Genomic DNA, 22,684 nt, shown 5'->3' on the forward strand with positions numbered 1-22,684 from the left:
GAGAGCGCCCGATGACCAAGCGGACGATCGACGACGAACTCAATGAGGAAGAACACATCCTCGACGTCGACGTCACCCAGGAGATGGAGACCAGCTTCCTGGAATACGCCTACTCGGTCATCTACTCCAGGGCACTGCCAGACGCGCGCGACGGCCTCAAGCCCGTCCAGCGTCGCATCCTCTACTCGATGGACCAGATGGGGGTCCGCCCCAACGTCAGCCACGTCAAGTGCGCCCGTGTCGTGGGCCAGGTCATGGGCCTCCTGCACCCCCACGGCGACACCGCCATCTACGACGCGCTGGTGCGCATGGGCCAGACGTGGTCCGTCCGCCTCCCCCTGATCGATGGGCACGGCAACTTCGGCTCCCTCGACGCCGGCCCGGCCGCCATGCGCTACACCGAATGCCGGATGGCGCTGCCCGCGCAGGCCATGACCCGGGGCATCGACGAGAACACCGTCGACTTCAAACCCAATTACGACGGCAAGGAGACCGAGCCGGTCGTCCTGCCGGCCGCGTTCCCCAACCTGCTGGTCAACGGCGCCGCAGGCATCGCCGTCGGCATGGCCACCAACATCGCGCCGCACAACCTGGTCGAGGTGGTCGCCGGCCTCCAGCAGCTGCTGAAGAACCCGGGCATCCAACTCGACGAGCTGATGCGCCACATCCCCGGCCCGGATTTTCCCACGGGCGGCAAGATCGTCGGCCTCGATGGGATCCGCGACGCCTACGCCACCGGCCGCGGTTCCCTCAAGCTGCGCGCCACCACCCGCATCGAGAAGGTCAGCCCCCGGCGCATGGGCATCGTGGTGACCGAACTGCCCTACATGATCGGCCCCGAGCGCATCATCGAGCAGATCAAGAAGGGCGTCCAGGACAAGAAGCTCACCGGCATCGCGGACGTCAAGGACCTCACGGACCTCGCGCACGGCACCCGCCTGGTCATCGAGGTGAAGAACGGCATCAACCCCGAGGCCCTGCTCGAGCAGCTCTTCAAGGCCACCAAACTCGAGGACACCTTCGCCATTAATGCGGTGGCGCTCGTCGAAGGCCAGCCGCGCACGCTCACGCTGAAGGAGATGCTGGAGGTCTACCTCGACCATCGCCTCGACGTCACCCTGCGCCGCACGAACCACCGCCTCGCCAAGGCCGAAGAACGCATGCACCTGGTGCGTGGTCTCATCATCGCCATCGCCGACATCGACGACGTGATCGCCATCATCCGTTCCTCCGACGACGGCGCCCAAGCGAAGGAACGCCTCATGGGCGCCTTCGACCTGGACGACGCGCAGGCCACCTACATCCTCGACATGCAGTTGCGCCGCCTCACCCGGTTCTCGACCATCGAGCTGGAGAAGGAGGCCGACGAACTGGCCACCACCATCGCCGGCCTGCGCGAGATCATCGAGGATCCGGCGGTGCTCCGCCGTCTCGTCAGCACCGAGCTGGCGGCGATGGCCAAGGAGTTCGGCACCCCGCGTCGCACGATCCTGCTGGCCTCCTCCGGCGTGCCCACCACTGTGAAGGCTGGGCCCCTCGAGGTGCCGGACCATCCCTGCTGGGTGCTCCTGAGCGGCACGGGGCTGGTGGCGCGCACCAGTGACTTCGGCCCGCTCCCCACCGAGGGCCGGGCCGCGCACGATGTGGTCATCGCCCGGGTGAAGACGAGCGCCCACGGCGAATTCGGGGTGCTGACCAACCGCGGCCGCGTCATCCGCTGCCGCGCCATCGAGTTGCCCACCGTCCCGCTGACGGCTTCGGGAACCAGCCTCCAGGGCGGCAGCCTCGCCCACGAACTGTGGCCCCTCGAGCCCGGTGAGCGGGCACTGGGCCTGACCACCTTCGACACTGAGTCGCCGGGGCTGGCCATCGGTACCCGTCAGGGCATCGTCAAGCGGGTCCGCCCAGATCTCCTGGTGCGCGACTCGTGGGAGGTCATCGCCCTCAAGGACGGCGACGAGGTGGTCGGCGCCGTCGAACTGCACGACGAGTCGAAGCATCTGGCCTTCCTCAGCACCGACGCCCAACTGCTGCATTTCCCGGCGTCCATCGTCAGGCCCCAGGGCCGCACCGGTGGCGGGATGGCCGGCATGAAGCTGTCCCCCGGCGCCACCGCCGTCTGGTTCGGCGTGGTCGACTCGGCCACGGACGACGTGGTCACCATCTCCGGCTCGTCGACCTCCCTGCCCGGTACCGAAACCGGCCTGGCGAAGGTCACAGCGTTGTCCGAGTTCCCGGCCAAGGGCCGGGCCACGGGCGGGGTGCGCGCGCACCGCTTCCTGAAGGGCGAGGACACCCTCCTCATCGCGGCCATCGGCCCACGCCCCGTGGTCGCCGCGGCCTCCAGCGGTTCGCCGGTCGAACTGCCCCGCGAACAGGGACGACGCGACGGTTCCGGCACTCCGCTGTCCCAGCCGGTGACGATGCTGGCGGGCCGTGATGCAGGCGTCGCTCCCCGGACAGAGCCCGTCGACACCCTCTTCGGGGAGTAACATTTCCGCGACGAAGGGATGCACCTCGCATGAGCGACTTTGACGACCTGATGGCGGCCAACAAAGCCTACGCAGCGGATTTCACCGATGGTTACTTCGACGGCATCGCCAAGGCGGGCGTCTGCATCGTGACCTGCATGGATTCGCGCATCGAGCCACTCGACATGGTCGGGTTGCGGATCGGCGACGCGAAGATCCTGCGCTCCCCCGGCGGACGGGTCACCACGTCGGTGGTCACCGGCTGCGTGCTGAGCGTCCAGCTCCTCCAGGTGGACCGCATCATGGTGGTGCCGCACACCCGCTGCGCCATGGCCTCCGGCACCGATGAGGATCTCCGCAGGGTCATCTCCGCCAAGACCGGCACGGATACGTCCTGGCTCTCGTTCGGGGCCAACCCTGATCAGGCTTCACGGCTCCGCTCGGACGTGGACATGATCGCCAACCACCCGCTGATCAAGGGTCACGCCGAGGTCGGCGGCTTCATCTACGACGTTGACACCGGCCTCCTGACCCAGGTCCTCTAGCTCGCTGCTCGCCACCTCGGGGGCTGCTCTCTAGCTGAGCGCGGCGAGCGCGTTGCGCACGTGCTCCTCGCTCAGTTGGGCGGCGCGCTCCCCGTCGCCGGTTTCCAGGGCGTCGACGATGTGCACGTGTTCTTGGACCAGCCTGGCGCGTAGTTCCTCCCACTGCGCCAGGCGCTCTTCAGCGCTGAGGATCCTCTCTGCCACCGCCTCGCGGATCGCGATGGTCATGTCGCGGATGAGCCGGTTCTCGCCGGCCGCGGCGATGGCGACGTGGAACGCGGTGTCCAGGTCGTTGAACGCGGCGGGCCGGGTCACGGTGACCATCTCCTCGGCGAGGCGCCTCACTTCTCCCATCGGCTGGCCCACGGCAGCCAGCGCGGCGGCGCGCTCCAGCACCACGCGCGTCTCGGTGATCTCGGCGAAGGAGACTGCCTCCAGCGCGACGTGCAGTTTCAGCATGCGGCCGAAGGCGACGCCCTGCCCCGTCCCGACGGTGGTGCCTCCGGCCCGCCCGGTGGCCGAGCTCAGCACGCCCTGGGCCTGCAGCACCTTGATGGCCTCACGGACCGCGCTGCGGCTTGCCCCGAGCTGGCTGGAGAGCTCGCGCTCGTTGGGCAGCCTGTCACCGGCAGCCAGGCGTCCGGCGAGGATCTCGCCCGTCAGGTAGTCGAGCGCGTTCTCAAAGCCGCCGGTGGTCATGCACCCCATTGTGTCCCATCCAGTTGACAGCCGCCTCGCCAAGAGTTTATGGTCTGACCATCACGTAATGGTCTGACCATATGAACGACGGAGTTCACTGATGTTGCTGGAAGTTTTCCAACCGGTCACAAACCCCCTGGGGGCCCAATGGCTGTCCGCGCTCGTGGCGGCCGTCCCGGTGATCGCGATGCTCATCACCCTCGGCGCGCTGCGCTGGAAGGCCCATCTCGCCGGCCCCTTCTCCTGGGCGACGGCTGTGCTGGTCGCCGTCACGGCCTTCGGCATGCCGCTGACCACCGCGCTGGCCACCAGCGTGCACGGCTTCGTCTACGGCCTGTTCCCCATCATCTGGATCCTGCTGACCGCCATCTGGATGTACGAGGTCACGGTGGCCTCCGGCCGCTTCGATGACCTGCGGCGCACCTTCTTCCTCATCTCGGATGACCCCCGGGTCCTGGGCCTCCTCATTGCGTTCAGCTTCGGCGGCCTCCTCGAGGCCCTCGCCGGCTTCGGCGCCCCCGTCGCCATCACCGCGGCCATGCTGATCGCGATCGGCTTCTCGCCCCTGCGCTCTGCGCTCATCGCGCTGCTCGCCAACACCGTCCCCGTCGCGTTCGGCGCCGTCGGCCTTCCGGTGCTGATGGCCGCCAAGACGGGCGGGTTCGACGACGTGCTGGCCATCTCCCCCATCACCGGCCGGCTGACCGCACTGCTGTGCCTCGTGGTGCCCTTCCTGCTCCTCGCGGTGATGGACGGAAAGCGCGGCCTCCGTGAGGGCTGGCCCTTCGGCCTGGTCGTCGGCGTCACCTTCGGCATCGCCAAGTGGATCGTGTCAGCCACGCCCCTCTACAACCTCACCGAGGTGTTCGCTGCCGTGAGCAGCGTCGTCGTGGCCATCGCCTTCCTCAAGGTGTGGCACCCGAGGGGTGGCGCGGAGGCGGCCCAACGGATCGGCATCAAGATCGACCCCGCCGTCGAGAAGGACGCACCGGTCGATGCCCGCCGCACCTCGGGCGAGGCACTGACCGGAGGCCGGATCATGATGGCACTGGTGCCCTACCTGCTCGTCATCGTGGTGTTCGGAGTCGCGGCGCTGCCGCCGGTGAAGGCCGCGCTGGCCGCCACCGACGTGAAGTTCGCCTGGCCCGGCCTGGGCGGGCTGCTGGACGTCGCCGGCAACCCGGCCGCCCACCAGTCCTACACGCTCGCCTGGGCGTCGACGCCGGGCATCCTGCTCGCCTTCGTGGCCATCGTCACCGGCCTCATCTACCGGATGGGCATCGGAGAGATCTTCGGCGTGCTGTGGACCAACGCGAAGAAACTGCGCTTCGCGATGCTCACCATCGGCAGCGTCGTGGCGCTGGCCTACGCGATGGGCGACTCGGGCCAGACCCTGGCGCTCGGCCTCTTCTTCGCAGGCGCCGGCGCCCTCTACCCTTACGTGGCCCCTGTCCTCGGCTGGATCGGCACCTACGTGACCGGCTCCGACACGTCGGCCAACATCCTGTTCTCCAGCCTCCAATCCGGAGTGGGCGCCGAGATCGGCCCAGGCTCACACCTCGGCACCGAATCGATGCGCGCGCTACTCGTCGGCTCCAATGCGGCCGGCGGTGTGGTGGGCAAGATGATCTCGCCGCAGTCGCTGACGATCGCCGCCACCGCCATCGGCATCGCCGGCGCCGAGTCCACGATCCTGCGCCGCATCATCGGATGGAGCTTCGTGCTGCTCGCCCTGCTGTGCCTGCTCTCCGGGCTCATGTCCACCCCCGTGCTCTCCTGGCTGCTCCCCTGATCCCCGAAAGGCCACTGCCATGAACGTCAACCCCCACGTCGCGTTGTTCGCTACGTGCATCACCGACACCATGAAACCGTCGGTGCCCATCGCCACAGTGCGACTCCTCGAGCGCCTCGGGTGCCGCGTCTCGTACCCGGAGCGCCAGACCTGCTGTGGGCAGATCATGACCAACACCGGCTACTGGGACGAGGCGGTGCCCACCGTGCGCAACTACGTGCGCTCATTCGGGGACTATGACTACATCGTCGCCCCCTCCGGTTCCTGCGTCGGTTCCGTGCGGGAGCAGCACCCCATGCTCGCCCGTCACGCCGGCGATGCCGGCCTCGAACGCGACGCGACGGCGACGGCGGCCCGCACCTACGAGCTGAGCGAGTTCATCGTCGACGTGCTCGGCGTCACCGACGTGGGTGCCTACTTCCCGCACCGCGTGACCTACCACCCCACCTGCCATTCGGTGCGGGTCGCCAAGGTGGGCGACCGCCCCCTGAGGCTGTTGAGGGACGTGCGCGGCATCGACCTGATCGACCTGCCGAAGGCCGAGGAGTGCTGCGGCTTCGGCGGCACCTTCTCCCTTAAGAACCCTGACGTGTCCATCGCCATGGCCTCCGACAAGGCCCGCCATGTGCGCACCACCGGCGCCGAGTACCTCGTGGCCGGAGACCACGCGTGCCTGATGAACATCGGCGGCGTGCTGCACCGCGGCCGCTCCGGCGTCAAGACCATCCACCTGGCCGAGATCCTGGCCGCCACCGAGGAGGACGCGCGATGAACCGCCGCACCCCTGAGCCCGGCTCGTGGCTGGGCATCCCCGAGTTCCCGCAGGCAGCGAAGGCGAGCCTGCAGAACGCGGAGCAACGCAAGAACCTCACCCACGCGACGTCGACCATCCGCGCCAAGCGCATCGTCCGCGCCTCGGAGGTGCCCGAATGGGAGGAGCTGCGCACCGCGGCGGCCCAGATCAAGGACCGCGTGGCACGCCACCTCGAGCGCTACCTCCTGCAGGCCGAGGAGGCCATGACAGCAGCCGGCATCACCGTGCACTGGGCACGTGACGCGGCCGACGCCAACCGCATCGTCACGGACATCGCCAAGGCCAAGGGCGTCGACGAGGTGGTCAAGATCAAGTCGATGGTCACCCAGGAGATCGATCTCAACGAGCACCTCGAGGCCGAGGGCATCGCCGCCTGGGAGACGGACCTGGCCGAACTCATCGTGCAGTTGGGCCATGACCTGCCCAGCCACATCCTCGTGCCCGCCATCCACCGCAACCGCTCCGAGGTGCGCGAGATCTTCAAGGAGGAGATGGGCCGCTACGGTAGGCCCGCCCCCGAGCCCATCTCCGACGACCCGGCCGAACTCGCCGAGGCCGCCCGCCTGCACCTGCGCGAGAAGTTCCTGCGCGCGAAGATGGCTGTCTCCGGCGGCAACTTCATCGTGGCCGACACCGGCACGCTCGTCATCGTCGAATCGGAGGGCAACGGCCGCATGTGCCTGACCCTCCCCGAGACGCTGGTCTCCGTCGTCGGCATCGAGAAGGTGCTCCCGACGCTGGAGGACCTGGAGGTCTTCCTCAAGTTGCTCCCCCGCTCCTCCACCGGCGAGCGCATGAACCCGTACACCTCGATGTGGACGGGCGTGACGCCCGGCGAAGGCCCGCAGGACCTCCACGTGGTGCTGCTCGACAACGGACGCACCGACGTCCTGGCCGATCCCGAGGGCCGCGCTGCGCTGCGCTGCATCCGCTGCTCCGCCTGCCTCAACATCTGCCCCGTGTACGAGCGGGTGGGCGGCCACGCCTACGGGTCGCCGTACCCCGGCCCCATCGGCGCCATCCTCGGCCCGCAGCTGCGCGGCATGGACGACGCGAACACGCGCGCGCTGCCGTTCGCCTCGACGCTGTGCGGCGCCTGCAACGAGGTGTGCCCGGTGCGGATCCCGTTCACCGACATCCTGGTGCACCTGCGCCACAAGGCCGTCGAACACAAGACGGCCAAGCACCCCACCGGTGAGCAACTGCTGATGAAGGGCGCCGGCTGGGTGATGAAGGACGGCCGGAACCTGGCGTCGGTCCAACTCGGCAGCCGCTTCGCCGGCCGCATTTTCCGCGGCAAGTGGCTCGGCCCCATGCCCATCCCGCTGGCCTCGCGCTGGCTGCAGGCCCGCGACGCCGAAGCCCCACCCACGCAGACCTTCCGCCAGTGGTGGAAGGACGAGCACGAAGGAGACGAACAATGAGCGCACGCGAAGAGGTGTTGCAACGCATCCGCCGAGCCACCCAGGACGTCACCGAAACGGATCCGATGGTCGACGTGCCCGTCGACTGGGTCTACGGCCGCCCCCTGGGCACCAAGGACGTGATCGCGGACTTCGTCGAGAAGGTCGAGGATTACAAGGCCGCGGTCCGCCGCTGCGTCCCCGACGGGGCGGCGGCCATGATCGTCGAAGCCCTGGAAGCGTTGGACACGAAGAGCATCGTGGTGCCGGCGGGGTTCCCCGAGGCGTGGGTCGCGGCGCTCCGACATGCCGGCTTCGCGCTGCACCGCGACGACCCGCAGTTGACCCACGCCGAGCTGAACGCCATCGACGCGGTGGTGACGACGGCGGCGGTCGGCATGGCGGATTCGGGCACGATCGCGCTTGACCACGGCGAGGGTCAGGGCCGCCGCGCCCTGACACTGCTTCCGGACCGCCACATCTGCGTGGTGCACGAGTACCAGGTGGTGAGCGACGTTCCCGAGGGCATCGCCCGGCTGGCTCCGGCGATCCGCGAGCGTCGCCCGGTCACGTGGTTGAGCGGCGGCTCAGCGACGAGCGACATCGAGTTGAGCCGGGTCGAGGGCGTCCACGGCCCGCGCCACCTCTCCGTCGTCCTCGTCGCTGACTGACGCCGGTTCAGCAGGCGGGAACCAGCGTCAGGCGTCGATGCGATCCGCTTCGAGGGCGTAAGCACCCTCGATGATGAACTCTTTACGCGGCGCCACTTCGTTGCCCATGAGGACCTCGAAGACGCGCTCGGCAGCTTCCGCATCGTCGACGGTGAGCCTGCGCAGCATCCGGTGCTTCGGGCTCATCGTGGTGTCTGCCAGCTGGTCCGCGTCCATCTCACCGAGGCCCTTGTAGCGCTGCGGCTCCTTGAACTTCTGTCCCCGCTTGGTGAGTTCGAGCGACTTGCGCTGGTACTCGGCATCTGAGTACGTGTAGATGTACTTGTCGTAGCCCTTCTTAGGGTTGATCAGCTCGAACCGGTGCAGCGGTGGAACGGCTGAGAACACACGGCCGGCCTCCACGAGGGGGCGCATGTAACGGAAGAAGAGGGTGGCGAGCAGGCAGCGGATGTGGGCGCCGTCGGAATCCGCGTCCGCCATGAAGATGATCTTGCCGTAGCGGGCCGAATCAACGTCGAAGGAGCGGCCGGACCCGGCGCCCACCACCTGGATGATCGAGGCGCACTCGGCGTTCTTCAGCATGTCGCCGATGGAGGCCTTCTGCACGTTGAGGATCTTGCCCCGGATGGGCAGCAGCGCCTGGAACTCCGAATTGCGGGCCACGTTCGCGGTGCCCAGTGCAGAGTCGCCCTCCACGATGAACAGTTCGGTGCTGTCCACCGCGGTGGAGCGACAGTCCTTCAGCTTGGGCGGCAGCGTCGAGGATTCGAGGGCGTTCTTGCGGCGTTGGGTCTCCCGGTGCGCACGTGCCTGCACGCGCGTGCGCGCGGCCGAGACAACCTTCTCCTGCAAGGTGCGTGCCATCTGTCGCGTCTTGGGGGAGGTGAGGAACTTGCCCATCTCCGACTCCACGACGCGCGCCACCAGCCGGTTGACGGCGGGGGTGCCCAGCACCTCCTTGGTCTGGCCCTCGAACTGCGGCTCGGCCAGACGCACCGTCACGACGGCGGTCATGCCTTCGACGCAGTCTTCCTTGACCACTTCCTCGCCGGCCTTCAGGAGCCCGCGGGTGCCCTCATAGGACTTGACCAGCGCACGGGTGAGGCCCCGCTCGAAGCCCTGCACGTGGGTGCCGCCCTTCGGGGTGGCGATGATGTTCACGAACGACTTCAGCACCGTGTCGTAGCCGGTGCCCCAGCGCAGCGCGATGTTCACGTCGAGGTCGCGTTCCACGTCGGTGGGTGTCATCGCGCCACTGTCGTCGAGCATGGGCACGGTCTCCACGAAGGAGTCCCTGCCCTCCAGCCGGATGATCTCGGTGAGCGCGGCGTCCGGCGCCAGGAAATCAGCGAATTCGGTGATCCCGCCCACGTGCAGGAACGTTTCGACGGCTGGCTCACCGGCGCGCGCATCCGTGACCTCGATCTTGAGGCCGGGCACCAGGAAGGACGTCTGACGCGCGCGGTCATGGAGGTGACGGAGGGACAATTCGGCGTCTGCGAGGAAGATCTGCCGGTCCGGCCAGTACCGCACGCGGGTGCCCGACTTGGCCTTGGCAACCTTCTTGATCTTGCGGATGCCGCTGGCGGGGGTGAAGTTCGCCTCAGGACCTTCGCCGTCGAAGACGCCGGGCACGCCACGGCGGAAGCTCATCTCCCAGGTGCTGCCGTCGCGGTCCACCTGGACATCGAGGCGCGACGACAGCGCGTTGACGACGGAGGCGCCGACGCCGTGCAGTCCGCCCGTGGCCGTGTAGGACGAGTTGCCGAACTTACCGCCCGCATGCAGCTTGGTGAAGACCACCTCGACGCCGCTGAGCCCGGTGCGGGGTTCCTTGTCCACCGGCACACCGCGGGCGTGGTCGTGCACGCTGACGGAACCGTCGGCGCCCAGCATCACCTCGATCTCCTCGCCGAAGCCGGCCAGGGCCTCGTCCACGGCGTTGTCGATGATCTCCCAGAGGCAGTGCATGAGACCGCGGGTGTCCGTCGAGCCGATGTACATGGCAGGCCGCTTGCGCACGGCCTCGAGCCCTTCGAGGACGAGAAGGTTCTTCGCCTCATAATCACGGGACAGCGGTGGGGTCTTCGGGGTCTGCACCCAGACAGGGTACCCGTGCGCACCGACGGACCGTGTCAGTGAAACGCGGGCGCGGCGCCCAGGGAACATTCCGCCCCCCAGGTACGTTGATACATGAGAAGGTAAGAAAGATAAGGCAGGAGGCCATGATGACCGAACTCGCAACGGATCCCACCCTGACCGCTGTCGATCGCTGCGATCGCTGCGGCGCCCAGGCCTACCTGCGCGTATTCCTCCAGTCCGGCGGTGAGCTGCTGTTCTGCGCCCACCACGCCGCTGCCCACAAGGAGAAGCTCCTTGAGGTGGCCACCCGGATCCAGGACGAAACCAGCAGGCTCAACCAGAACTGAGCCAGCGCTGAATGAGGGCCCGCGCAAGCGAGGCCCCGGCGGGGAGGATCACCTCACCCGCAGCCAAGGCGGCGGCGAGATCTGACCGGGTGTAATACGCACCCTCAGAGATCTCGTCGCCGTCCACTGTTATCTGCGCATCTTCGGCACGGGCCTGGAACCCGAGCATCAGTGAACGAGGCATGGGCCACGGCTCGGAACCGAAGTACGTCAGGGACGTCAGCCGCGCCCCCACCTCTTCGTGCACCTCGCGGTGCACCGCCTGTTCAACAGACTCGCCCGCTTCGATGAACCCTGCGATGACCGAGATGCGTCCGCGCGCCCACTGCGCCTGCCTGGCCAGCAGCAGCCTGTCGTCGGGATCTGTGACCGCCACGATGACGCACGGGTCGATGCGGGGGAACTGGAGTGTTCCGCAGCCGGTGCAGATGCGCCGGGCACCGGCCTGATCCGGCCTGGTGGCCGAACCGCAGTTCTCGCACGGCGGCTGCCCGGCGTGCCACCGGGCGAGCGCGACGCCGGTGGCCAACGGGTCAAGCGAATCCGGATGGGTGTCGCGCCAGCTCATGGCCTCGCCAGAGACAGCGTCGACGCCGCGGGCGAACCACGCCACACCCTCGACGATGCCCAACAGGATGTCCTCGGGCTGCCTCGCCCCCGGCGACCGCAGCGGGCGTGGGCGTCCCTGTTCCGACGCGATCGTGCCCTCGGCGTCCACCTCGACGACCACGGCACCCCGCCACAGTGCTTCCACCTCTGCTGCACCGCGCCCGATGGGCAGCCGGTCCAGCGGGGAGCGATCCAGCCACCTGCTCATGCTTCAGCAACCTCCAGGGCCCGGTCGACGAGGCCGACGGGGGCCTCCACGAACCTCAACTGGTCCGTCAGCACATGGTAGAACGCCGCACCCACTGCGGCCGGATCCACTCCACGGGCCTCCGCCCAGGCCTGCCGGTACACCGCGAGCTGGAGGGGATCTGCTGCCTGGTTGGAGGTCTTCCAGTCCACGACGAGGTACTCGAGTCCGTCCCGGGGCCAGGCGTAGACAGCGTCGATGCGACCGCGCAGCACGTGCGGGCCCCGGCGCATGAGGAACGGCACCTCCACGCCCATCGGCATCCGGTGCGCGAACTGACCGGCCTCAAATGCTTCGATGAGCCTGGTCAGTTCCGCCGTGGCCGCCGTGGGTTGCGCCTCCAGTTCCTCCAACGAGGCGGGGAGGAGGAAGCGTTCCTGGAGCCATTCATGGAACCTGGAGCCCACGCGGGCGGCCGTCGAAGGTCTGCGGGGCATGCGCCGCAGCAGTCCGGCCGCGAACGCGCTCTGGTCTGTCTGCAGGGCGATCAGCGCGGTGGCCGACAGCCCGTCCGGCAGCGCCACCGAGCGGTCTCCGCGGCGTTGGGCCAGTTCGGTGAGGTGCCTGATGCTCTCGTCCCAGGCGGCGACAGTGGCGGCGTCCTCGTCTGCTATGACACCCGACTCCCACGTCCATCTCAACTGGTCCTGTTCGGTGGCATCGGCCAGTTCGGTGGCCCGGGTGATGAGCTCAGCGGCTGCCGCGCGCCGCGCGATGCCGTCCTCGTCGAGTTCGACGGGCCAGACGGCCCGGACCGGCTCTGCCGGGATCGGGTTGGTATCCGACGAGCGGGTGGCGTTGTCGAGGTACGTGCCGGCCGCCTCGCAGAGTTCGCGGATCACGGTGAAGTACGGGGACTCTGCCCGGGGACGGATGTTGCCGGGCGTCCAGAGGTGGGCCGAGGCCAGCAGCAGGCGTTTGGCGCGGGTGGCGGCGACGTACGCCAGCCGGTCCTCGGAGAGGCGGTGTTCGTCCTTCAGCGCGTCGCGGTACGCGTCGATGCCCTTCTTGGTGTGCTCCCCCAGTTGCGGAATCGAGCCCGCATCGCCCCGCAGCGGCGCCGGCAGCACATCCGCCCGCTGGGGCCACACTCCGGACCTCGACTCCGACGGGAAGACCTTGTCCACGAGGCTGGGCAGGAACACCGTGTCCCACTCCAGGCCCTTGGCGCGGTGCACCGTCATGAGCTTGACCGAATCCTCCTCGCTGGGCACGGCCTGCATGAGGCCTTCGCCGTGTTCGGATTCGGCGTCGAGGTAGGCGAGCAGGCCGGTGAGGCTGCCGTCGCCATCCACGTCGACGTAGCTGGCCACCTCTGCGACGAACCTGGCGACCTGGGTGGTGTCGGCGCCGGTGGCGATGAGTTCGGCCTCCAACCCGAGGGTGGCGATCACCCTGGTGACGAGGTCTGCCACCGGCTCGGAGGCATGCCGGCGGAGGGCGGTGATCTCGTGGTGGAAGCGGCCGAGCCGCCGGCGGCCCTCCGCGCTCAGCGGCGCGTCCCCGGGGTCTGCCACCGCGTCGAGGAGGCACACCACCTCGCCCGGGTCCGCCTGCGTGACGGCTCTGATGAGGTCGTCCGTCTCCGGGGCGCCGATGGCGGATTGCTTTGCCAGTTCCCGTGCCCGCGCCCCCAGCACCTCCATGTCGGTCAGCCCGAGGTTCCACCGCGGCCCCGTGAGGAGCATGGCAACCTCCGGATTGGCGGTCACGTCGTCCAGCACGCGCAGCGTGGCAACGATGGGGGCCACTTCCGGAAGGCCCAACAGCCCCCCGAGGCCGACGATCTCGACGGGCACGTCGCGGTCACGCAACGCCTCGAAGATGGGGGCGAGCGCCGCGTTACGCCTGACCAAGACGGCCTGGTCCTTCCAGGACCGGCCACCGTCATGCTGCGAGATGACAGTCTCCGCCAGCCAGTCGACCTCGTCGCGGAAGGTGTCGAACATGGCCGCCGCCACGGCGCCGGCTGGCGCCCCCTGGGGGGCCACGAGCGAAACGCCCTCCTCACCAGGAGCAGCATGCAGCCCTGAAGCCAGCGAGTTGCCCACCTCCAGGATGCGGTGACCGCTGCGCCGGTTGATGCTGAGGGTCTGACGTTCGGCGGGGGCACCGTTTGAGCGACGGAACTGGTAGGGGAACTCGAGGATGTTGCCGGAGGCGGCGCCCCGCCATCCGTAGATGGCCTGGTAGGGGTCTCCGACGGCGGTGACGGGGAAGCCCATGGCATCCGAGTTCACCGGCCCCGTGAAGAGGCGCCGCAGCAGTTCGACCTGGGCGGAGGACGTGTCCTGGTACTCGTCGAGGAGCACCACCCGGAACCGGTGGCGCAGTTCGCGGCCCACATCCGGGACCTCTGTGACCAGCCGGACTGATTCGCGCAGCTGGTCCGCGAATTCGACGACGCCGAGGCGGCGCTTGAGTTCCTGGTAGCGCATGACCAGCGAGAGGAGTTCGCGACGCTCCTCCGTTGCGTCCAGCGCCTTGGCCACGTCGCGCATGACCTTCCCCCGGAAGAGGGGCGCGTCGAGGAAGGCCGTCTCACTCCGCGCCGACTGCTCGAGGATCTGGCGGGGGGTCACCAGGTGGGAGGCCATCTCCGCGTCCAGGGAGAGCACCCGTTCCGGGATGGAGTGGTGGCTGAGGCGGCTGATGCTCCGGAAGGGCCCCGGCGCATCCGCCACCACCCTCGTGGCGAGGCGGAACCGGCTGGCGCCGGTGATCATGACCGGGTCCTTGTCGATGCCGATGCGCAGGCCGAACTCGCTCACCAGGCGGGCGGCGAAGGAATCGTAGGTCATCACCAGTTCGGCGCCCTCGCCCTCCGCGCCGGTCAGCACCCTGGCGCGCGCAAGCGCATCAGCCACCCTGCCGGCCAACTCTGCCGCCGCCTTGCGGGTGAAGGTGAGTCCCAACACCTGTTCCGGACGGACCTGACCGGTGCCCACCAACCAGACCACCCGCGCGGCCATGACGGTGGTCTTCCCACTGCCTGCGCCGGCGATGATCACAGCCGGCTCGAGCGGCGCGGTGATGCACGCCAGCTGCTCGTCCGAGAACGGAATGTCCAGCGCGTCACAGAGTTGCTGAGGATCTGTGAACAGCCGGGAACGGATGGGGTGGATGGTCATCGGTGGCCTGTCTTCCCCGGCGCGGCGAGTGCCGGGCACGAAGCCTTGAACGGGCAGTAGCGACATGCGGTGCACTCGGCCGCCTCGAACCGGCCACTGCGGAGGATGTCCACGGCGCTGGCGATCCTGTCATGCACCCAGGTGGGCCCCACTGTGAGTTCCTCCCCCTCGATGGCCGGCACGTCGTCGATGGATGGCTGTTCCACCATCGACGGGAGCGTTTCGCCGCCACGCAGGAACATCAGGGCGGGCGGTGCGACGCCGGCACCCTGGCCCGCAACGTCGTTGAAGGCGCCCAGGCTTGCCGCCAACTGGTAGATGCCGAGCTGCGGGTTGTCCACCACCTCCGGTGGCCGCTGCACCTTCCTGGCCGTCTTGAGGTCCACGACGCGGAGCCTGCCGTCGGCGGTGCGCTCGAGCCTGTCGACGGTGCCCCTGAGCACCACCCGTTCCCCAGCCACGTCCAGCCCCACTTCGAAAGACTTCTCGACGGCCAGGAGCTCGTGCGGGTTGGTGGTCTGGTAGTTCGCGAAGCGCTCCACTGCGGCAAAGATCTCCGAGCGTTCAGTGGCGGACAGCCACTCGGTCTCGAACGGGATCTTCTCCCAGACCTCGTCCAGCCTGGCGTGCATCTGTGCGGCGGTGAGCCCCTCGGTGGCGGCATGCTTGGCCACGACGTGGACCACGTCGCCCACCGAGGCGCGGGACTGGCGGGACGGCTCCGCCTGAGCGCGTCTCGAGAGGAACCACATGCGCGGGCAACTGAGCAACTGCGCCAGCGAGGACCCGTTGAGGTGGATGGGGCCACGGTGTTCGTGCGCCGTCCCGCTGGTGTCGCGCATCCCCCACCAGGTGCCGGGCGAGGCTCCCGGGAAGGCCGACGCACCGTCGGGGTTCTGCACCGTGGCCATGGCCGCGAGCCGCAGCGCCGCGGCGCGCCGGAGCCCCGGTGCCGCTGTGTCATCTGTCATGACCCGCCGCAGTTCCCCCACCAAAGCCGAAGCGGACAGGAGTTGGCCCGGCCGACCGTTGACGCGGTGGGCCTCCGCTCCGAGCTCACCGAGGAACCGGGAGGGGCGCCCGCCCTCCCCGTCGACGCCCTGCACCGCCGAGACGTGCAGACCGGCGCGTGCACGGCTACAGGCGACGTAGAACAGTTGCCGCTCAGAGGACAGGTGTGATGCCTGCCCCGGGGCGGCGAGGCCGTCGGGGCCGAGGCGATCCGGGTCCACGAGCAGCCCGGCCCGGGTGAGGCGGGGCCACAGCCCCTCCTGGACGCCGATCACCCAGACGCGTTCCCACTCGAGGCCACGCGTGCGGTGTGCCGTCACAACCCGGACGCCCCGGCCGCCAATGTCGAGTTCGCGGCCGGTGTCTGCCGGGATCTCCTGACCGGACAACTCGGCGATGAAGGTGCGCGCACCGGCGGCACCGCGCAGGTCATCTGCGCGCGAGGCCTGTTCGAACAACTCGACCATGGCGTCCAGATCCGCGTCCGCCCGGCGGGACCCCCGCAGAGCGCGCTCCCGCAACTGCTCCGGCCACCCGGTGGCCGACCACAGGTGCCACAGCACCTCCTGTACCTCTGCGCCCCGCTCCGCCAGCGCCGTCCCCTCGGTCAGCAACCCGGCCAGGGCAGCGGCCTGGGCCGCTTCTGGGAGGTCGATCCCCTCCAGCAGCGACGGCTCGGAGAGAGACCGGCTGAGGAGCACCGCCGACGTCCCCTCCGTCCGATGCCGGGCGAGGAGCGCGCGACCCAGCCGTCGCTGGCCCACGCCGTCGAGGCCGCAGAGCGGCGAAGACAACAGCAGGCGGGTCTCGTCCGCCTCCGGAGCGCCACCGTCGGCGCAGATCCGCAGGGCGAGCAGCAACACGGAAACGGCCGGTTGTTCGGCCAGCGCGATCTCGTCACCGGAGACATCGACGGGGACGCCCAACCTGACGAGCTCCTTGGCCACGGCGCTCAGTTGCGCGCGCCCGGCCCGGGTCACCACCACCAGGTCTGCCCAGGACAGACCGTCCTGCGCCACGGCGGACCTCAACTGCGCGGCGACCTGCGCCAGTTCCGCGGATTCGTTGTCGTAGACCGACACCGTGACCTCGCCGCCCCCGAGCACGGCCCCGAGGGGCGGTGAGGCCAGGCGCTGATCTAGGCGTTGCCGCAGGACCTCCAGCGACTCCGCCAGCACGGCCCGGCTCCGGAAGCCGCCCGTCAGCTGCGCCCGGCGGGCACCTGGAAGAGCCGCCAGGTCAGCCATTGCGGTGGGGCTGGCGCCGCGGTAGCCACCGATCCGTGAGTGCGGATCCCCCACCGCCAGCACCGGCAGGCCCAACCGCGCGAGGTCTCCGACGAGACCGACCTGTGCATGGTCCGACTCGTGCGCGTCATCGACGAGGACGGCGTCGAACGCGGCACGCACTCCCCCGGCGACCGACTGCTCGGTGAGCAGCAGCCGCGTGCGGTAGACGAGTTCGGCGTAATCCAGCGTGCCTGCGAAATCCGCGACGGTGAGGTATTCCTCGATGAAGACGGCTGCGGCCCGGAACAGTTCGTCCCCACCCGCCGTCGCCATGCCCGCGATGGATTCGGCATCGAGTGACAGCTGGCGCGCCCGTGCCAGCACCTCCCGCAGTTGGCGGGCGAACGCCCGGGTGCCGACCGCGGCCCTGAACTCCTCCGGCCACGCATCCGGGGCCATCCCCTCCAGGAGTTCACGGATCCGGGCCTCCTGCTCCGGCGCCCGCAGCAGGCGCCACGGGCTGTCCTCGTGGGGCCAGAACCGGCGCAGCAGGCCGAGCGACAGACCGTGGATGGTGGTGACGTGCGCCTCGGTCTGTGCCCTGTCGAGCCTGCGGGTGATGTCACGGCGGAGCGTCTGCGCTGCGGCTCGCGAGTGGGCCAGCACGATCAGTCGCTCCAGGGGGGAACCCGCCGCGACCCTGGCCGCACCAGCCTCGGTGATGAGTGTGGTCTTGCCCGAACCGGGGCCACCGAGCACAACCGTGACGCCGTTGGCGGGCGCCGCCAACTCCGCCTGCTCGGCCGTGAGTGCCGGCATGACGACATGGCGGGGCGGCACCACTCGGAAACTCATGGGCACCATGCAACCATCCTGGTGCGACAAAATTCACACCGGCCCATGCCATGCTGGGATCAGGAGGCCGGGCATGAACGAGCGGATCACCACCGAGATCGACGGGTTGACGCTGAACCTGAGCAATCTGCACAAGCCGTTGTTCCCCAGCGGGTTCACCAAGGGCGAACTGATCAACTACTACGTCGAGATCTCCGAGGTGCTCCTCCCGCACCTGCGGGACCGGGCCCTGACCCGGGTGCGCTTCCCCGACGGCACCACCGGCGATTCGTTCTACGAGAAGAACGCACCCGCCGGCACCCCGGACTTCGTCCAGACCGTCGACGTGGCCACCAGCGCCGGCACGGTCAGCTACGTGACCGCCACCCAGCGGGCGGATCTGGCCTGGTTGGCGAACATCGCGTCGATCGAGCTGCACACCCCGCAGTGGCGCACGACGGAAGCCACTGCCCACGAGGACGGCATCGTCATCGACGGCGAGGACGAACCGCGGGCGACCTCGCTGGTGGTCGATCTCGACCCAGGCCCCGGCGTCACGCCTGACGAGATCGCCAAGGGGGCCATCATCGCCGCAACGACGCTGGCTGAGGTGGGGCTGGAATCGCACCCCAAGAGCTCCGGGAACAAGGGACTCCAGCTGACTGTGCCCATCGCGCCCACCCCCGCCTCAGAGGTGTACCAGTTCGCCCAGTCGTTGGCCCGGCACCTCGCCCAGCGACATCCGAAGCGCTTCGTGGCGACCATGGCGAAGAACGCCCGGGCCGGGTTGGTCTTCGTCGACTTCGCCCAGAACCTCGCGGCCCGCAACACGGTGGTCGCCTACTCCGTCCGCGGCCTGGAGGTGCCCTCGGTGGCGACCCCCCTCACGTGGGAAGAGGTGGCGGCCCTGGGCCCCGACACGCCGGTCCGGACACATCCCACCGCCATGCTGGAGCGGGTGCAGAATCTAGGCGACCTCTGGCAGCCCACGCTGCCGACCGCCACGAGCCCGGCGCTGCCCGGCCCTCTCGCCTGACAGGATGGTGTCCATGACGGACCAGTCGACACCGCAGCCCCGCTCCGAGCGCGCACATTACGTGCGTGAGCCCGCCCCCTGGGTGGCCGGGTGCAGCGACACCGGCCGGCGGCACCGCTCCAACCAGGACGCCATGTGCCTGGCGGTCCGGACAGAGCCCCGCTCGGAGGCGGTGCTCGCCATCGCCGACGGTGTCACCACCGCCCACGGTTCCGAACTGGCCTCGTTGGTGGCCACGGAGGCGACGGTCGAGACGCTGATCACCGCCCTGAACGCCGGGACACCGGCCAACATGGCCTTCGTCCAGGCCTTCGCGGTCGCCAACGACGAGGTGCTCGCCGCGGCTGAAGACCCTTCGGCGTGCACGCTCATCGCCGCCGCGATCCTGCCCGGCATGATCGCCGTCGGCAACATCGGCGACTCCCGTGCCTACTGGTTCAGCGACGACGGCTCAACAGACCTCCTCTCGGTCGACGACTCCATGGCGCAGGCGCGCATCATGCTGGGCATGTCGCGCGACGACGCCGAGCAGTCCAACCAGGCGCACGCCATCACCAAGTGGCTGGGTCGTCAAGCCACCAACGTCACGCCGTCGGTCGTCACCCTCCAGCCCCAGAGCAACGGCTGGCTCATGCTCTGTACCGACGGGCTGTGGAACTACGCGAGCTCCCCGGAGGACATGTCGGCGCTGTTCAGCGCCTGCGTCAGCCGCTACCCGAACCCTCCCGCGCTGGCCGAGTCCCTCGTTGCGTGGGCCAACGATCAGGGCGGCAAGGACAACATCACCGTGGTGGTCGCACGCATCGAGCAATGACGCCTGGCCCTTGGCGGCGCCGCTAGAGTTGGCCGCATGGAGATCAAGATCGGCATCACCGACGTCGCCCGCGAAGTCAGCATCGACACCACTTCCTCGTCCGACGAGGTCATTGCGCAGTTGCGGGAAGCGATGGAGAACTCAGGGCTCCTGGAACTGACGGACGTGAAGGGCCGCCGGGTCGTCATCCCCGCCTCGCGCGTCGGCTACATCGACATCGGCAGCGCCAGCACGCGAACCGTAGGCTTCGGAGCGGTCTGAGACACCGGCTGCGGTAGAGTGGGCCCTCGCGGGCGCACTCTGCCCGTCTCCGGTCGCGGCTCCCGCGCCGTGAGCTCACTCGAAAAGGTCAGTACCCTGAGCGACAACGAGATTGCAGGCAGCGACACATTCGCTGACCTCGGCATCCACGAATCCATTACCTCGGCGTTGGCAGAGACGGGCATCGTCCATCCCTTCGCCATCCAGACGCTCGCCATCCCGCTCGCCCTGCAGGGCGCCGACGTGATCGGCCAGGCTCGCACCGGCACCGGCAAGACCCTCGCCTTCGGCGTCAGCCTGCTGCACCGCATGGTGACCCTGTCGGACGGCGAGAAACCCGCGCACGGCAAGCCCCGCGCCCTCGTCGTGTGCCCCACCCGTGAACTCGCGCTGCAGGTCGGCCGTGACATGGACATGGCGGGCAAGCATCTCAAGATGCGCGTCCTCACCATCTACGGCGGCACCAGCTACGACGAGCAACTCGGCACGCTCGCCACGGGCATCGACATCGCCGTCGGCACCCCTGGCCGCCTCCTGGACCTCGCAGACCGCGGGGCACTCGACCTGAGCCACGTGCAGGTGCTCGTCCTCGACGAGGCCGACGAGATGCTCGACCTGGGCTTCCTGCCCGACATCGAGCGGCTCCTGCGCAAGACGCCCAAGAACCGCCAGACCCTGCTGTTCTCCGCGACCATGCCGGCGCCCATCCTGGCGCTGGCGCGCGCCACGCTGAACAAGCCCATCAACATCCGCGCCGAGGGCCATGACGCAAAGATGACCGTCCCGGACATCGAGCAGTTCGTGTACCAGGCCCACGACCTCGACAAGCCGGAAATGGTCGCCCGCCTGCTCCAGGGCCGCGAGACCACGAAGGTGATGGTCTTCTGCCGCACCAAGCGTGCCGCGCAGCGACTCACCGATGAGCTGGTCGATCGCGGCTTCGCCGCCGCTTCCATCCACGGCGACCTCAACCAACAGGCCCGCGAGCGCGCGTTGAAGAAGTTCCGCTCCGGCACCATCCAGGTGCTGGTGGCCACCGACGTCGCGGCCCGCGGTATCGACATCCCCGACGTGAGCCACGTCGTGAACTACGAATGCCCCGACACGGACGCCACCTACGTGCACCGCATCGGCCGTACCGGCCGCGCGGGCAACAACGGCGTATCCGTGACCCTCGTGGACTGGCAGGATCTGCACCGCTGGAAGATGATCGCCCAGATGCTGGACCTCGAGCTCGCGGAGCCGGCCGAGACCTACTCGTCATCACCGCACTTCTACACGGACCTCGACATCCCCGAGGGCACCAAGGGCCGCGTGCCCGGCACCATCGCGGCCAAGGAGCGGGCTGAGACCAGCCTCCGCGGCACCGGCGAACGTCGGGCCAGCCAGCGCTCCGCCGCTACCGAGGCCGGAGCCCCGCGCCGTCGTCGCCACCGGGCGACGGAGGCGGAGGGCGACCAGCCGGCGGCCCAGCCCGCGGCGGAGCGCAAGCCTCGGCGTCGTCGCCGTCGCACCCGCGGCGGGGTTGAGGTCAAGCCCGAGAGCTGAGCCTCAGCTCAGTAGGACATCTGCATCGCCGACCGGACCTCATCGAGGGTCTGGTCGGCGATTGCGTTGGCCCTCTCATTGCCAGCGGCCAGCACTGATTCCAGGTGGCCGGGGTCTGCCTCGAGCTCGGCCCGACGGGCACGGATGGGGGCGAAATACTCGTTGACCGCCTCGGTGACGAGCTTCTTGAGCCCGCCGCCACCACCGTCGCCGACCTCGGCCGCAACGTCCTCCGGCTCCCTACCGAGGCACAGCGCCGCGAGGTTCACCAGGTTGGACACCTCAGGACGGTTCGCCGGATCATAGGTGATGTGGCGGTCCGAGTCCGTGACGGCGCGCTTCAGCAGCTTGGCGGTCTCGTCGGCGCTCATCCGCAGCTCGATCGTGTTGCCCTTGGACTTCGACATCTTCGTGCCGTCCAGGCCGAGCACCGTGCCGGACTTCGAGAGCAACGCCTCCGGCTCCGGGAACACCGGCCTCGACGCGTCCGCCCGGCCGTACCGCTCGTCGAAGCGACGGGCGATCACGCGCGCCTGCTCGATGTGCGGCAGTTGGTCCTTGCCCACGGGCACCAGGTTGGCCCGGCAGAAGAGGATGTCTGCCGCCTGGTGCACCGGGTACGTGAGCATGAGCCCGGACATGGGGCGCTCGCCCGTGTCGTCGAGTTCAGACTTCACGGTGGGATTGCGACGCAGCTCGGCGTCGGTCACGACGGAGAGGAAGGGCAGCATCAGCTGGTTGAGGGCGGGCACCGACGAGTGGGTGAAGATCGTCACGTCGGCCGGGTCGAGGCCGATGGCCAGGTAGTCAGTGAGCAACGAGTAGACCCGCTCACGTAGGGGGCCCACGCCGTCGCGGTCCGTGATCACCTGGTAGTCGGCGATGATGACAAAGGTCTCCACGCCCTGCTGCGCCAGCCGGACGCGGTTCTGCAGCGAACCGAAGAAGTGGCCGATGTGCAGGTGCCCGGTGGGGCGGTCGCCGGTGAGGATGCGGAACTGCGACGGATCCTTGGCGAGGGCCGCTTCGATCTCCTTGCTACGCGCGGTTGATCGTGCGAGCGACGCGTCGATGTCGAGGGAGATCTCTTCGGTGGACATAGGGTTAACCTGCCTGGGGTGAGTGGGTGTGGCCCAAGCT

17 protein-coding genes are annotated in these 22,684 nt (G+C 68.9%); 11 read left to right on the forward strand and 6 right to left on the reverse strand.

Annotated features, from left to right (window positions below; all coding sequences use genetic code 11):
- Positions 1 to 11 precede the first annotated feature (11 nt).
- Together ACX1DX_RS04200 and ACX1DX_RS04205 are read left to right on the forward strand one after the other, a co-directional pair.
- The gene (locus tag ACX1DX_RS04200) at positions 12 to 2,492 is read left to right on the forward strand and encodes a DNA gyrase/topoisomerase IV subunit A (protein ID WP_459397738.1); all 2,481 of its coding nucleotides are present in this window, start codon (positions 12 to 14) and stop codon (positions 2,490 to 2,492) included.
- A gap of 29 nt (positions 2,493 to 2,521) precedes the next feature.
- The gene (locus ACX1DX_RS04205; protein WP_076058748.1) at positions 2,522 to 3,016 is read left to right on the forward strand and encodes a beta-class carbonic anhydrase; all 495 of its coding nucleotides are present in this window, start codon (positions 2,522 to 2,524) and stop codon (positions 3,014 to 3,016) included.
- 30 nt (positions 3,017 to 3,046) lie between these two features.
- Here ACX1DX_RS04205 and ACX1DX_RS04210 read toward each other — a convergent pair whose 3' ends face one another.
- Positions 3,047 to 3,715, reverse strand: a complete 669-nt coding sequence (locus ACX1DX_RS04210) for a FadR/GntR family transcriptional regulator (RefSeq protein WP_459397739.1) — start codon at positions 3,713 to 3,715, stop codon at positions 3,047 to 3,049.
- Positions 3,716 to 3,812: 97 nt separating this feature from the next.
- On the opposite strand from ACX1DX_RS04210, the gene ACX1DX_RS04215 reads away from it, so the two are divergent.
- From ACX1DX_RS04215 to ACX1DX_RS04230, 4 genes are read left to right on the forward strand one after another with little or no spacing between them, the layout of a single operon-like run.
- Positions 3,813 to 5,507 (forward strand): L-lactate permease, encoded by a 1,695-nt coding sequence (locus ACX1DX_RS04215; protein WP_459398172.1) that lies wholly within the window; start codon positions 3,813 to 3,815, stop codon positions 5,505 to 5,507.
- 19 nt (positions 5,508 to 5,526) lie between these two features.
- Positions 5,527 to 6,279: a (Fe-S)-binding protein gene (locus ACX1DX_RS04220; RefSeq protein WP_076058741.1), complete on the forward strand. Its 753-nt coding sequence runs from the start codon at positions 5,527 to 5,529 to the stop codon at positions 6,277 to 6,279.
- Positions 6,276 to 7,745, forward strand: a complete 1,470-nt coding sequence (locus ACX1DX_RS04225; RefSeq protein ID WP_076058739.1) for a LutB/LldF family L-lactate oxidation iron-sulfur protein — start codon at positions 6,276 to 6,278, stop codon at positions 7,743 to 7,745. Before ACX1DX_RS04220 ends, ACX1DX_RS04225 begins: the two co-directional genes overlap by 4 nt.
- Positions 7,742 to 8,395, forward strand: coding sequence for a LutC/YkgG family protein (locus tag ACX1DX_RS04230; protein WP_459397740.1), 654 nt, complete (start codon positions 7,742 to 7,744; stop codon positions 8,393 to 8,395). Before ACX1DX_RS04225 ends, ACX1DX_RS04230 begins: the two co-directional genes overlap by 4 nt.
- A gap of 27 nt (positions 8,396 to 8,422) precedes the next feature.
- Here ACX1DX_RS04230 and ACX1DX_RS04235 read toward each other — a convergent pair whose 3' ends face one another.
- Positions 8,423 to 10,564: a DNA gyrase/topoisomerase IV subunit B gene (locus tag ACX1DX_RS04235; protein WP_083665327.1), complete on the reverse strand. Its 2,142-nt coding sequence runs from the start codon at positions 10,562 to 10,564 to the stop codon at positions 8,423 to 8,425.
- A 59-nt stretch (positions 10,565 to 10,623) separates the two neighbouring features.
- Here ACX1DX_RS04235 and ACX1DX_RS04240 point away from each other — a divergent pair, with 59 nt between their 5' ends.
- Complete coding sequence (locus ACX1DX_RS04240; RefSeq protein ID WP_143570855.1) at positions 10,624 to 10,824, forward strand: DUF7455 domain-containing protein; 201 nt, start codon at positions 10,624 to 10,626, stop codon at positions 10,822 to 10,824.
- On the opposite strand, the gene nudC is transcribed toward ACX1DX_RS04240, so the two are convergent.
- The 3 genes from nudC to ACX1DX_RS04255 are packed head-to-tail and all read right to left on the reverse strand — an operon-like array spanning position 10,811 to position 17,906.
- Positions 10,811 to 11,641 carry an NAD(+) diphosphatase gene (gene nudC / locus ACX1DX_RS04245; protein WP_459397741.1) on the reverse strand — a complete coding sequence of 277 codons (831 nt, stop codon included), beginning with the start codon at positions 11,639 to 11,641 and terminating at the stop codon, positions 10,811 to 10,813. The genes ACX1DX_RS04240 and nudC overlap by 14 nt on opposite strands.
- On the reverse strand, positions 11,638 to 14,811 hold the full coding sequence (locus tag ACX1DX_RS04250; RefSeq protein WP_459397742.1) for an ATP-dependent helicase: 3,174 nt from the start codon (positions 14,809 to 14,811) through the stop codon (positions 11,638 to 11,640). The genes nudC and ACX1DX_RS04250 overlap by 4 nt, the downstream gene beginning before the upstream one ends.
- A complete protein-coding gene (locus ACX1DX_RS04255; RefSeq protein WP_459397743.1) occupies positions 14,808 to 17,906 on the reverse strand; it encodes an ATP-dependent helicase in 3,099 nt (1,032 codons plus the stop codon). The genes ACX1DX_RS04250 and ACX1DX_RS04255 overlap by 4 nt, the downstream gene beginning before the upstream one ends.
- A gap of 73 nt (positions 17,907 to 17,979) precedes the next feature.
- Here ACX1DX_RS04255 and ligD point away from each other — a divergent pair, with 73 nt between their 5' ends.
- The 4 genes from ligD to ACX1DX_RS04275 all read left to right on the forward strand — a co-directional run bounded on the left by ligD (position 17,980) and on the right by ACX1DX_RS04275 (position 21,544).
- The gene (gene ligD, locus ACX1DX_RS04260; RefSeq protein WP_459397744.1) at positions 17,980 to 18,921 is read left to right on the forward strand and encodes a non-homologous end-joining DNA ligase; all 942 of its coding nucleotides are present in this window, start codon (positions 17,980 to 17,982) and stop codon (positions 18,919 to 18,921) included.
- Between the two features lie 13 nt (positions 18,922 to 18,934).
- The gene (locus ACX1DX_RS04265; protein WP_459397745.1) at positions 18,935 to 19,735 is read left to right on the forward strand and encodes a PP2C family protein-serine/threonine phosphatase; all 801 of its coding nucleotides are present in this window, start codon (positions 18,935 to 18,937) and stop codon (positions 19,733 to 19,735) included.
- Positions 19,736 to 19,771: 36 nt separating this feature from the next.
- Positions 19,772 to 19,996: a DUF3107 domain-containing protein gene (locus ACX1DX_RS04270; protein WP_076058722.1), complete on the forward strand. Its 225-nt coding sequence runs from the start codon at positions 19,772 to 19,774 to the stop codon at positions 19,994 to 19,996.
- Between the two features lie 69 nt (positions 19,997 to 20,065).
- The gene (locus ACX1DX_RS04275; RefSeq protein ID WP_459397746.1) at positions 20,066 to 21,544 is read left to right on the forward strand and encodes a DEAD/DEAH box helicase; all 1,479 of its coding nucleotides are present in this window, start codon (positions 20,066 to 20,068) and stop codon (positions 21,542 to 21,544) included.
- Positions 21,545 to 21,552: 8 nt separating this feature from the next.
- On the opposite strand, the gene trpS is transcribed toward ACX1DX_RS04275, so the two are convergent.
- Positions 21,553 to 22,644 (reverse strand): tryptophan--tRNA ligase, encoded by a 1,092-nt coding sequence (gene trpS, locus ACX1DX_RS04280; protein WP_459397747.1) that lies wholly within the window; start codon positions 22,642 to 22,644, stop codon positions 21,553 to 21,555.
- Between the last annotated feature and the right edge of the window lie 40 nt (positions 22,645 to 22,684).

The sequence above is a fragment of the Tessaracoccus zhenghani genome (assembly GCF_054552775.1).

Excerpts from the sequence above, each read along its gene's own strand:
- ACX1DX_RS04200 (WP_459397738.1), top strand. The coding sequence starts at position 12 with ATGACCAAGCGGACGATCGACGACGAACTCAATGAGGAAGAACACATC.
- ACX1DX_RS04225 (WP_076058739.1), top strand. The coding sequence starts at position 6,276 with ATGAACCGCCGCACCCCTGAGCCCGGCTCGTGGCTGGGCATCCCCGAG.
- ACX1DX_RS04240 (WP_143570855.1), top strand. The coding sequence starts at position 10,624 with ATGACCGAACTCGCAACGGATCCCACCCTGACCGCTGTCGATCGCTGC.
- ACX1DX_RS04265 (WP_459397745.1), top strand. The coding sequence starts at position 18,935 with ATGACGGACCAGTCGACACCGCAGCCCCGCTCCGAGCGCGCACATTAC.
- ACX1DX_RS04205 (WP_076058748.1), top strand. The coding sequence starts at position 2,522 with ATGAGCGACTTTGACGACCTGATGGCGGCCAACAAAGCCTACGCAGCG.
- ACX1DX_RS04250 (WP_459397742.1), bottom strand. The coding sequence starts at position 14,811 with ATGACCATCCACCCCATCCGTTCCCGGCTGTTCACAGATCCTCAGCAA.
- ACX1DX_RS04210 (WP_459397739.1), bottom strand. The coding sequence starts at position 3,715 with ATGACCACCGGCGGCTTTGAGAACGCGCTCGACTACCTGACGGGCGAG.
- ACX1DX_RS04220 (WP_076058741.1), top strand. The coding sequence starts at position 5,527 with ATGAACGTCAACCCCCACGTCGCGTTGTTCGCTACGTGCATCACCGAC.
- trpS (WP_459397747.1), bottom strand. The coding sequence starts at position 22,644 with ATGTCCACCGAAGAGATCTCCCTCGACATCGACGCGTCGCTCGCACGA.
- ligD (WP_459397744.1), top strand. The coding sequence starts at position 17,980 with ATGAACGAGCGGATCACCACCGAGATCGACGGGTTGACGCTGAACCTG.
- nudC (WP_459397741.1), bottom strand. The coding sequence starts at position 11,641 with ATGAGCAGGTGGCTGGATCGCTCCCCGCTGGACCGGCTGCCCATCGGG.
- ACX1DX_RS04235 (WP_083665327.1), bottom strand. The coding sequence starts at position 10,564 with ATGTTCCCTGGGCGCCGCGCCCGCGTTTCACTGACACGGTCCGTCGGT.
- ACX1DX_RS04270 (WP_076058722.1), top strand. The coding sequence starts at position 19,772 with ATGGAGATCAAGATCGGCATCACCGACGTCGCCCGCGAAGTCAGCATC.
- ACX1DX_RS04255 (WP_459397743.1), bottom strand. The coding sequence starts at position 17,906 with ATGAGTTTCCGAGTGGTGCCGCCCCGCCATGTCGTCATGCCGGCACTC.
- ACX1DX_RS04230 (WP_459397740.1), top strand. The coding sequence starts at position 7,742 with ATGAGCGCACGCGAAGAGGTGTTGCAACGCATCCGCCGAGCCACCCAG.